The following is a 10091-nucleotide window of genomic DNA, read 5'->3' as shown; positions in this document are numbered from 1 at the left end:
GATTATAGCAAAGTAATTCGTTTGTGTCAACAACTTTTTGCTAAGTTATTTTATCGATCAAAGTCACTTCTTAAAGCGACAAGATATATCTTACCACGTTATTAAACTTAAAGTCAACCATTTTTTTAATTTCCTAGATTTCCTTCAGTTGTTGCGGTAGATATATAATTTAGCACAAAGTAGACAACTAGTGCAACACTACAACACTACCAATTATTTCCTTATATTTGATATTTATAGTTAACATCATAGTATTTTTTCACATTAAAATGTAGGAAATAGAAATCACCGTGTTTATATTGATCCCTTTCCTATGAAGACCAAACGCTATGAGTCACAAATCACAACAACTGATCCGTTAGAAAAGATAAAAGAACTAGCCTTCGAAACGTACCCTATTGAACATAAGGATAAATCTGCTGATACCGCTGTTTCCTACAATCAAACATTCGAAAAACCTAATAATAAGGAAGACTCTGCGCCAATGAATTGCTGCATTAAGCGGAAACGTACACGGAGTTTTTACCGATGGCATGATTCGTTGCCTTGGATAATGTGATTGTATTTGTTGAACGAACAATAGTAGAATTTTGGCTACTATCAAGAGGACATAGATTGGTATATCTCCACAAATAAAACGTGCGATAAGGCAGGTGCTTACAGCATTTAAATTCAGATCTATATTTGTTAAACAAATTATTGACTACACCATCATGAGTAGCCTATTTCGCGTGTGGTTAGGAGACTGAGGAGTTTAGATGAAAACAATTGAAACAAAAATAGTCCAACCCCTATTACTCAATCACTTTAGCGTAGTGGCGATAACACCAAATTTCATTAATTCATCAATAAATTTACAATAAAATAAAGGAATGGAATGGTAAAAATACATAACAATGTCGTTAATAGTACGCCTAACGAAGCAAAGAGAGTGTCAGCTCCATATTTTTGTGAATAAAGTGACATTGTTGGAGCGGAAGGCATTCCAGAAACTACAACGGCAATCACAAGTATTGGAAATGATACAGGTAAAGCAACAAATGGGAGAAATAATAGAGGAATTAGAATCAGCCTAACTGTCGCTAATTTCCATAGGTACGTATTTTTGAACAATAAAAAGAGATCTTTATTTTTTACGTCTGCTATTAAACATCCTATCAGCATCATTGACAGAGGAATGGTCATTTTCCCAATGCTTTCAAGTCCTTCTGAAATCATGTCCGGCAAGCTTAGCGGAAGTAGAAAAATTACCAAGCCAATTAATGTGGAAATGATTCCCGGATTCAATAGCGTAATTTTCCAGTTAATTGTATCCATATCCCTGCTAAATAGGTAAATTCCATAAGTCCATATGAGAATTAGGTAACACAAGTTAAACATGGTTAAATAGACAATTCCCTGTTCCCCTAAAAGAATAAAGCTCACAGCGTAACCAATAAATCCCTGGTTACCAAAAATAATCAATCCTTCATATACACTTTTTTGTTTCTTTGGAAGTTGTGAACGTCTTTTCATCCATATAGCTAATAAAATGGAAGCTATGAGCACATAAACAGACATGGAGACAAGCCATAGGAATTCTTTTACCATGGTATTAGAAAAAGAAATGTCCAGCGAAAATAAAATAAGAGCAGGTAACGTAATATACAGGATAAGTTGGGTTAGAACATCGTTTGCATTTTCCTTTAATACCCCCATTTTCCTCACGATAAATCCCAACAATGCAATACCGTATAGAACCAACATTTCCTGAAAGAATGCGCTTGCAGAACCCATGATTATCCCCCCTCAGTTACGGTATGAAACCGTAGCTTGGATGGTTAACCTTTATGGCGAATAAGTAAAAAGGCCATACAGCTTTATGGCCTTTTTACTTATTTATTCCTTATTTCCTGGGTTATCAAGGGTCTTTTCCCCTTCATTTGATAAATTTGTCTCTTCTCCAAACTCAGTACCATAATTTACTCTTTTTGTCTGGATGTAGTTATCTCTATTTGTACTTTCATTTTCAAGTGGATCAAATAACAAGCCTATACAAAATAAACCACTTATGCCGACAAGCGCATAGACAACTCTTGATAAGGGAGCAGCTTGACCGCCAAAAATTGCAGCAACCAAATCAAATTGAAAAAAACCAATTAGCCCCCAATTAATAGCACCAATGATTATTAAGGCTAATGCGATTCGTTTTAAGAATTCCATATTTTTCACCTCCAAATTTTTTAAGAGCCCTATCCCTGCTTTTTTACAGTTAGAGGATAGATTCAATCTTATCTTTAGCTATTGCTAAGTTATTAATACCGATGATGGGAAACATAATTCTACGGGGATTCGAGTATCATGAAATGTTTGAAAAGATAAACCTACATTGCCACAGCATTTATATATGAAGTAATTCAACATCAAACTTGAAAAGACAAAACGTAAATGGATAAATGTAGTAATTAAGATCTGTACCAGCTTATTCCTCTAAGATTATTCGTAACAGTCGGTAAAGGATATATAGTCCTATATAAGACCCAGTAATTAAGAAAAAGGGGTTTAAGAAAATGGCGTGAATAGTAGTCATAAACACCATATCATCTTTAATTATTTGATAAATGGATAGAGAGGCAATGTTTCCAAATATAAGCGCAGATAGGATTGCACCTAAATTAAAAATAAGTCGAAACTTTATCCAGCGCTTTTGTAAATAGAACATAATAATAGGTGTTGCAATACTTCCGGCAACCAATAATGCCCTCACAATATCACTCCCCTTCAGGAACTAGTATGGACGTCAATTGAAAATCCAGTCTTGTTCTTTGGTGGTAATATTTTGGTACCTTTATCGGTTTATAAGTAAATAATACCAATAACCTGCTGATCGAATTACAAAGTGAACTTGAAGGAAAAAAACATATTTCCGTAACATACATGCACTAGAAACGCCTTGATTATAATGCCAGGACTACCACAAGGGATGCTTAGATATGCGTGAGAAACAAGACGAAAAACATTAAAAAAGGAAGAAGGGATGAAGCAAAACAGCGACATCCCCTCTCGTGTTATTTGGAGTTTTTGACAAGGTTCATCATCGTACTTGCTAAAACTTGCTTTTGATTTTCATCAGCTGAATTCCAAAGATCAGCTAATAGTCTCTGCTCACCATTTTTCGGCTCGACATTTGCTGCTAAATAGTCCCCGACTTCAGTAGCAATACTATTCATCGCTTCCCCATCCATGCCTTTATCTTGTGCATTTTGAAGGCGATCGCCAAGGAATTCCTTCCATCCGTCAAAGTTGTCTAATACTGACAAAGTATATCCCTCCATATTTGATCTAGTTTCCAATCTTACCCAACAATTTAGACCTCTCAAGGGAAGGTGATTTGAAACCCTCCCCTTGCGTTTTTATTATGTAAGTAATTTAAATATATATACAGGTAGATCCAGGTAGGCTTTATAATATAAAAAAGTGTCCATATAAGTGTTCTGAAAAGCTAAATAATACTTCATAACTAGCGCTGTAATATGGTGGAATTTGTTATTGAGTAATCTGTATTTATCTACAAAATGAAGGGAAATAATAAGAAAGATGTCGATACAATAAGGATTAGGTAGCGGCACAACAACTAAAATTGGAGGTTTTGGCATGGATTTGTCTAATAACAAACAACAACAAAACAAGCAATCAATTTCAGCTAAAAGCAATCAAGCTTTTTTAAGTTCTTTAGATGATGCAGAACAAGCATTGGCTGGAGATCCTTTACAAGAAGCTGTGAAAAAGAAAAAAGGCGAGCAACAATATAAATAGTTGGAATAAGGAGCTCAATCCCGAGCTCCTTATAATTTTTGTTGAAAATTGTATGGCCTAAGCGTATTCCATCTAAATTACGATAAATTCAAACAATCCTTTTAAAAAAACACTAGACATTCTCCCAAAATCCTGTTAACCTATTAAAGTTACCCAAGATAACCGTTACCCACGATAACTATTTAGGAGGTGTTTTCCATAAAGTCTACACAACAGTTCTTTCACCAGCTGATCATGTTGTATCGCCCTTTTGAAAATCGGCTTAATGTACAGCTAAGCAAACATAACTTGCATCGGGCACAGTGGACCATTTTGTACTACTTACACAATTATGGCCCTGCAACACATGTAGAGATTTCCCATTACCAAGGTGTAGAAAAGCCTACCATAACTAGGACCTTTAGCCGCTTAGAAGAATTAGATTATGTAGAGAAAGTGCCAAGTAAGGATAAGCGCGAAAAACGGATGCAGCTTACAGAACTTGGCAAAACCGTTTATGAGAATGTCCGTGTCACCATCGATCAATTTGAACAAGAAATTTTGGAAGGAATATCAGAAGAGGAACAATTGGAGATTATCCGGATTATGGAAGAAATCAGAAATAATACTATGAAGTAAGGAGTTAGTTTCGTGAATCAAGCAAAATCTAAATTATGGACAAAAGACTTTATCATCGTATCATCCGCAAATTTTTTCTTATACTTAGTTTTTTATTTATTATTAGTAACCATGGCCGTCTACGCGGCAGAAGAATTTGATGTTTCCGAAAGCCAGGCTGGACTTGTAACTGGTATTTTTATTATTGGAACGTTAATCGGACGGCTATTTATCGGACGTATGATCACATCAGTCGGTAATAAGAAAATGTTATATATTGGCCTAATCTTTTTTATTTTGACTTCATTATTGTACTTTATAAATGGAGGAATTATTTTTCTACTTATTACCCGCTTATTGCATGGAATTGCTTTAGGTATGGCGAGCACAGCAACAGGAACCATTATTGCCGAAGTTATACCAGAAGAACGAAAAGGTGAAGGAATCGGTTTTTACAGCATGAGCATTACACTGGCTACCGCAATTGGTCCCTTCATTGGATTATATATGAGTCAACAGACCAGTTATCAAGCAATTTTTGGCTTTTGTCTAACACTCGGAATCATTAGTTTTATCATATCTATCTTTGCAAAGATACCAGTAGTGAAAAAGACGGCAAAAGCTGCTGAACGTAAGAAATTAAAGCTTTCCGACTTTTTGGAGCCAAAAGCATTACCAATCGCGCTCGTTGTGATAATCATATCGCTTGGCTATTCTAGTGTCCTGTCATTTATTAATTTCTATGCCATTGAAATTGACCTAGTTGATGTAGCAAGTCTATTCTTCGTGGTCTATGCAGTAGCAATATTGGTATCACGCCCGTTCACAGGACGCTTAATGGACGTGAAAGGTGCAAACTCCGTTATGTATCCGGCATTTATTTTATTTGCAGCAGGATTATTGCTTTTAAGTACAGCACAGAATAGTATCGCCCTATTATTAGCGGGTGTTCTGATTGGTTTCGGTTTTGGTAATATGCAATCAACCACCCAAGCTATTGCAGTGAAGGTGACACCACCGCATCGAATCGGATTAGCAACGTCAACATACTATATCGCACTCGATGCCGGACTCGGATTTGGGCCATACGTTCTCGGATTCATCATTCCATTAACCGGATATCGAAACCTTTACATCATTATGGGTGTGATGGTTCTTGTAACAACAATCCTTTATTACTTCCTGCATGGGAAAAAGGAAGGCTCCGTCTGGGGAAGTATCAACCCCTCTGTATCAGGAGAAACAAAAGCGAATTAAGTGGGACATGGGGACAGGTCCCTTGTCCCACCTCATGATATGAAAAAGCTTAGCAAAAAGGTTTATCTATTTTTTTGTTTGCAAACTGTTTTTTCGTGTTATAATAAACATAGAGACAAGAAAAAGGCATAAACTAATAAAGACCGAAGATACGTCAATATCTCCGGTCAGCAATGAATCGCTCCCCTTCAAGAGGGGTCAGCGCGAGTAAGGAATAGACCTCACTATGCTGGTAAACTAAGGGAGGTCTATTTTTTATGGTCCATAATCGTCACAACAAGTGTAGATTGCACAATCATGAGACGGTTATTAATCTGTTTGCCGCCTCTGAACAACTAACAGGTCGTGCAATTGGGTCGCTTCTTGAATCGCATTTTGAATCCTATCGCTATCTCTATTGTCAGAACCCTTAAAAAAAGTCCATAATAATTGTTGGCTCATTTGCATCCCTAACAACAATGTGAAGGTAAATACGCGTTACTTCATCATCAAGTTTTTTATTGTTAATTCCTTTGCTCGTTCTTCTTCCTTCTTCTCTTCGTCCCAACCGATGATCAACAAGCCAATGAAGATGAATACAACACCAAGAATCCAATGTATCTTAAATGCCCAAACAATTAATGCGACAATTAATGCGAAACCTAGAAACCTTAAAATGGATGTTTTCCAAATAATAAGAGCGAAACCCACAAGGATAGATGAAACCCCAAGAATAGGACTAACACCAAAAGCCCAAATGATCAAAGCAATAAATAAAATAGATCCTAAACACCCTACTATCATTTCTACGTAGCTTCCTTCCTAGGTCCTCGCCCATTTATAATCAGCAGCACTACAGCTTAATTTCATACCCACCATTATAAATTAAAATCGTAGCCTATTTTTAATCTTTGACTTGTTATTTAATTTAATGTAAAATCAATTACAGACTTCAAGGGTCTTTAATATACTTTATAAAGGAGAACGGTAATGAAATATTCAAGAGCCACAAATTACGCTCTACACACAATGGTTTATTTAACGTTAACTCCAAAGGGAAAATCTATTGGAGTAGAACATCTAGCCAAAATGCAAAACCTCTCACCAACATACCTTTCTAAGATTTTAACTAAACTTGTAAAAGTAGGACTAATTGAGTCAAATCCCGGTGTTAATGGTGGATATAGTATAGTAAGGCAGTCTCATGATATATCTTTTTTAGATGTCATTCATGCTATTGAAGGCAAAACTAGTTTATTTAGTTGCTCATTGGAACATGAACAATTATCTAGAAATGGAGATTGTTTAATTGAAAATGTGATGACTGAAGCAGAAGAAAAGATGAAAGATGAACTAAACAACAAATATATTATGGATATTGCAGAACAAATTAAATCAAAAAAGGAGACTAATCTTTTGGAAAAAAGTGAACACAATTCTAAAGAAATGCTAGCAAAAAAAATTGAATTCCTCGATAATCCTGAAAGAAGAGGAGATATACCGCCGGAAAAGCTGCTGAATATGCTTCCTATTAAAACAGATGATACTATCTTAGATTTAGGTGCAGGTTCAGGGTATATTACAATCCCAGCAGCTAAAACCGTGGAGGGGATGGTTTATGCATTAGATATTGACCCAAATATGTTAGAGGTTGTAAATGCCAAGGCAGAAAAAGAAAATATTACAAATGTCAAAACTCTGAAAGGGCGTATTGATGATATTCCGCTATCCGACAATTCAATCGACCTTGCACTAGCTTCATTGGTTCTACATGAGGTTGAACAATTATCTGATTCGCTACAGCAAATTAAACAAGTGCTTAAACCTGATGGATATTTCGTATGTGTTGAATTTGAAAAGCAAGATAATCCTACCCATAACCATCCTAGAATTGCCTCATCTACTATGGAACAAGAAATTACAAAAGCAGGACTGAACGTAACACAAAAGTTATATCCGACAGACAGTATATACATTATCATTGCCAAGAAATAATAACGTGGGACATGGGGTCAGGTCCCTTGTCCCATCCCATGATATAAAAAAGCTTACCTACAGTTTTATCTATTTTTCTATTATCATAAACACAGAATATAAACAGTCACAAACGAATAAAGACCGAACATACTCCACTCCAATATCTCCGGTCAGCAATGAATGAATCGCTCCCCTTCAAGAGGGGTCAGCACAAGTAAGGAATAGACCTCACTAGCCTGGTAAACTAAGGGAGGTCTATTTTTTATGGTCTACTATGAAAATTCCTATACCAATAACGCATTTATAACCGGTGTCAAGATCAATGCCCAAACAACAGTAATGATGGCGGTCAAAATATAGGATACGCTCGAGGCGGTCCCTTCTAAATCTCCAGTTTTAAAAGCTTTTGCGGTTCCAAGTGCCTGTGCACCTAAACCGTACATCATGCCGATCGACAATGGATGCTTAATCGAAAAGCGTTTTATAATGTGTGGTCCCAGGAACACACCAACAAAGCATGTTATCATACTAAAGAGGACAGTTATGGTAGGAATGCCCCCTATTGATTCGGACAAACTGACACCAACCGGGATCGTCACAATGCGCGGAATGATACTGATAACATAATCCTGCCCCATTTCTAGCCAATAAGTAGTTAAAACACCAGAAACAACAGCAATCAATGATCCGGCTGATAGACTGAACAAAATAACGCGCCAATTTTTAGCAATAAAAGACCAATTGCGATATAAAGGAATAGCCAATGCAACCGTAACAACATCTAACAATTCATTTAGTGGAAACGTGCCATTCGCATAGTCTTCATAAGGCAAATCCATCATCAAAAGGAGAACAATCAACATGACAGGAGTGAGGACAATTGGTGAAAATAACAAGCCTGGCCTCTTTCGGTTGATTTTTTTCGCTAAAAAGTAAAAAAGAACGGTGATAATTAAATAAAATATCTCGGGAACCATCTTCTCACTTCACCGCTCTTTCTTGCTAGTATCTTTTCTGAGATAACACCTGTCGATATCATCATTAGAGCCGTGCCACTGACAACAATAAATAGAATGACAAGACCTTTGATACCAAACATCCATGAATATTGCATAAATCCCACTACTGACGGTATAAAGAATAACAACATCTCTGAAATGAGAAGCGCTGCACCTGCCTCAACCCAACTTAGTTTAATCCAGCCCGATTGTAGACCGAAAAATAATAAAACCATACCGATAATGCTTCCTGGAATAGGTAAATGGGTAATCGCTACAATCCCTTTGCCAATCCAGGCAAAAGCAATAATTAAACTGATATTCAGTAAAATCGTTAACCACTTTTTCAAGTTGCAACACCTCCGAAGTAAATGTGTGATCTATTCTTCATTCTACTCGGAGTATAACGATTCATAAAATACATAAAAGTAATCAAAACTATTCCATAAAGTTATAGTTAAGGCCTTCTTTTCTGAATATATGTAATAAATTCCCGGGCCGCAAAAGAAAGATACTTATTCTTTTTGTAAATCAATCCCAGTTTCCAATCAATTTGCGGCGAAGTGATAGTAACAATTGAAATTCGATCCTTAAACCGATTTGCGACCGACATCGGAACAACAGATATCCCAAATTGTGCTACAACCATCTCACCAACGATGTCCCACAAAGAACTTTGATAGACAACATTTGGTTCAAATCCCGATTGTAGACAGGCCTCCATAGCCACGTCATGAAGGGCATAATCTTTGGTAAAAAAAATGAATGATTCATGTTTTAACTCGGATAAACATGCTGATTTTCTTTCTGACAACCAATGCTCTCTATCTACAATGACAACAAGCTCATCCGACGAGATAGGGATGATCCCAAAAGTTTCGGAGTTAACCGGTAATACCGTAATACCTAAATCCACTTCCCCTTGTACTACCTTTTGTTCCAATAGCTTTGCACTATATTCGACCAAATGAATATCAATTTGTTTATATTTCTTTCTAAAACCGGCAAGCACATCAGGAAAAAGCATCACACCCAGGGTCGGCATTAACCCCACCTTAATAGAACCCTTTCTCACATGAACCAGCTCATCAACCGAAGCGTATACATCCTCCATCATATGCAAGATTTCTACTGCTTGTTCAAAAACAACTTTCCCTGCATCTGTAAGTTCCAGTTTTCTTTCTGAACGATCAAGAAGTGTAACCTGCAGTTCTTCCTCCAGGCTTTTAATCATTTTACTGATTGAGGGCTGGGATACATGCAATACTTGGGATGCCTTTGTAAAATTTTTTTGTTTAGCAACTTCGACAAAATAGTTAAGGTGTTGAATATCCATTTTTTACTCCCCCTACAGCTGGGTTTATATTTTTAACAGCTATTATATAAAGTTTACCTAAGATTTGACTGGATAAAAAGTACCCACTATTCGTTTTATATAGAAAACAGACTAAAAGACACTCATATACGACATTGGCTAAACAACATTTA

General features: G+C 36.4%; 12 protein-coding genes and 1 pseudogene. 5 read left to right on the top strand and 8 right to left on the bottom strand.

All coding sequences use genetic code 11. The features are described from left to right. Window positions 1-837: 837 nt before the first annotated feature. From ACW2QC_RS15345 to ACW2QC_RS15330, 4 genes are all read right to left on the bottom strand, one after another. A complete protein-coding gene (locus ACW2QC_RS15345) occupies window positions 838-1776 on the bottom strand; it encodes an AEC family transporter (protein WP_457544823.1) in 939 nt (312 codons plus the stop codon). Window positions 1777-1878: 102 nt separating this feature from the next. Then, on the bottom strand, window positions 1879-2202 hold the full coding sequence (locus ACW2QC_RS15340) for a DUF378 domain-containing protein (protein ID WP_457544822.1): 324 nt from the start codon (window positions 2200-2202) through the stop codon (window positions 1879-1881). A gap of 259 nt (window positions 2203-2461) precedes the next feature. After that, window positions 2462-2746, bottom strand: a complete 285-nt coding sequence (locus ACW2QC_RS15335) for a transposase (RefSeq protein WP_457544821.1) — start codon at window positions 2744-2746, stop codon at window positions 2462-2464. Window positions 2747-3047: 301 nt separating this feature from the next. Next, window positions 3048-3299 (bottom strand): DUF3243 family protein, encoded by a 252-nt coding sequence (locus ACW2QC_RS15330; RefSeq protein WP_457544820.1) that lies wholly within the window; start codon window positions 3297-3299, stop codon window positions 3048-3050. Between the two features lie 334 nt (window positions 3300-3633). On the opposite strand from ACW2QC_RS15330, the gene sspJ reads away from it, so the two are divergent. The 3 genes from sspJ to ACW2QC_RS15315 all read left to right on the top strand — a co-directional run bounded on the left by sspJ (window position 3634) and on the right by ACW2QC_RS15315 (window position 5649). After that, the gene (sspJ, locus tag ACW2QC_RS15325) at window positions 3634-3795 is read left to right on the top strand and encodes a small acid-soluble spore protein SspJ (protein ID WP_457544819.1); all 162 of its coding nucleotides are present in this window, start codon (window positions 3634-3636) and stop codon (window positions 3793-3795) included. A 234-nt stretch (window positions 3796-4029) separates the two neighbouring features. Beyond that, window positions 4030-4413, top strand: coding sequence for a MarR family winged helix-turn-helix transcriptional regulator (locus tag ACW2QC_RS15320; protein ID WP_457544825.1), 384 nt, complete (start codon window positions 4030-4032; stop codon window positions 4411-4413). Between the two features lie 12 nt (window positions 4414-4425). Next, window positions 4426-5649 (top strand): MFS transporter, encoded by a 1224-nt coding sequence (locus ACW2QC_RS15315; protein WP_457544818.1) that lies wholly within the window; start codon window positions 4426-4428, stop codon window positions 5647-5649. A gap of 477 nt (window positions 5650-6126) precedes the next feature. On the opposite strand, the gene ACW2QC_RS15310 is transcribed toward ACW2QC_RS15315, so the two are convergent. Continuing rightward, window positions 6127-6432 carry a hypothetical protein gene (locus tag ACW2QC_RS15310; RefSeq protein WP_457544817.1) on the bottom strand — a complete coding sequence of 102 codons (306 nt, stop codon included), beginning with the start codon at window positions 6430-6432 and terminating at the stop codon, window positions 6127-6129. Between the two features lie 186 nt (window positions 6433-6618). Between ACW2QC_RS15310 and ACW2QC_RS15305 the strand changes: the two are divergent. After that, a pseudogene (locus ACW2QC_RS15305) lies at window positions 6619-7035 on the top strand (Rrf2 family transcriptional regulator); the annotation flags it as partial. Window positions 7036-7074: 39 nt separating this feature from the next. After that, a complete protein-coding gene (locus ACW2QC_RS15300; protein WP_457544824.1) occupies window positions 7075-7623 on the top strand; it encodes a class I SAM-dependent methyltransferase in 549 nt (182 codons plus the stop codon). Window positions 7624-7889: 266 nt separating this feature from the next. On the opposite strand, the gene ACW2QC_RS15295 is transcribed toward ACW2QC_RS15300, so the two are convergent. The 3 genes from ACW2QC_RS15295 to ACW2QC_RS15285 all read right to left on the bottom strand — a co-directional run bounded on the left by ACW2QC_RS15295 (window position 7890) and on the right by ACW2QC_RS15285 (window position 9939). Beyond that, window positions 7890-8582 carry an LrgB family protein gene (locus ACW2QC_RS15295; protein WP_457544816.1) on the bottom strand — a complete coding sequence of 231 codons (693 nt, stop codon included), beginning with the start codon at window positions 8580-8582 and terminating at the stop codon, window positions 7890-7892. Further along, the gene (locus ACW2QC_RS15290) at window positions 8558-8953 is read right to left on the bottom strand and encodes a CidA/LrgA family protein (protein WP_457544815.1); all 396 of its coding nucleotides are present in this window, start codon (window positions 8951-8953) and stop codon (window positions 8558-8560) included. Before ACW2QC_RS15290 ends, ACW2QC_RS15295 begins: the two co-directional genes overlap by 25 nt. Window positions 8954-9060: 107 nt before the next feature. Then, entirely contained in the window at window positions 9061-9939 is an 879-nt protein-coding gene (locus tag ACW2QC_RS15285) for a LysR family transcriptional regulator (RefSeq protein WP_457544814.1), read from the bottom strand. Window positions 9940-10091 lie beyond the last annotated feature (152 nt).

The sequence above is a fragment of the Virgibacillus sp. FSP13 genome (assembly GCF_054048505.1).
The sequence above is the reverse complement of the archived record's forward strand: the minus strand, read 5'-3'. Positions and strand labels throughout refer to the sequence as shown.

Excerpts from the sequence above, each read along its gene's own strand:
- ACW2QC_RS15345 (WP_457544823.1), bottom strand. The coding sequence starts at position 1,776 with ATGGGTTCTGCAAGCGCATTCTTTCAGGAAATGTTGGTTCTATACGGT.
- ACW2QC_RS15285 (WP_457544814.1), bottom strand. The coding sequence starts at position 9,939 with ATGGATATTCAACACCTTAACTATTTTGTCGAAGTTGCTAAACAAAAA.
- sspJ (WP_457544819.1), top strand. The coding sequence starts at position 3,634 with ATGGATTTGTCTAATAACAAACAACAACAAAACAAGCAATCAATTTCA.
- ACW2QC_RS15320 (WP_457544825.1), top strand. The coding sequence starts at position 4,030 with ATGTTGTATCGCCCTTTTGAAAATCGGCTTAATGTACAGCTAAGCAAA.
- ACW2QC_RS15295 (WP_457544816.1), bottom strand. The coding sequence starts at position 8,582 with ATGGTTCCCGAGATATTTTATTTAATTATCACCGTTCTTTTTTACTTT.
- ACW2QC_RS15310 (WP_457544817.1), bottom strand. The coding sequence starts at position 6,432 with ATGATAGTAGGGTGTTTAGGATCTATTTTATTTATTGCTTTGATCATT.
- ACW2QC_RS15340 (WP_457544822.1), bottom strand. The coding sequence starts at position 2,202 with ATGGAATTCTTAAAACGAATCGCATTAGCCTTAATAATCATTGGTGCT.
- ACW2QC_RS15300 (WP_457544824.1), top strand. The coding sequence starts at position 7,075 with ATGCTAGCAAAAAAAATTGAATTCCTCGATAATCCTGAAAGAAGAGGA.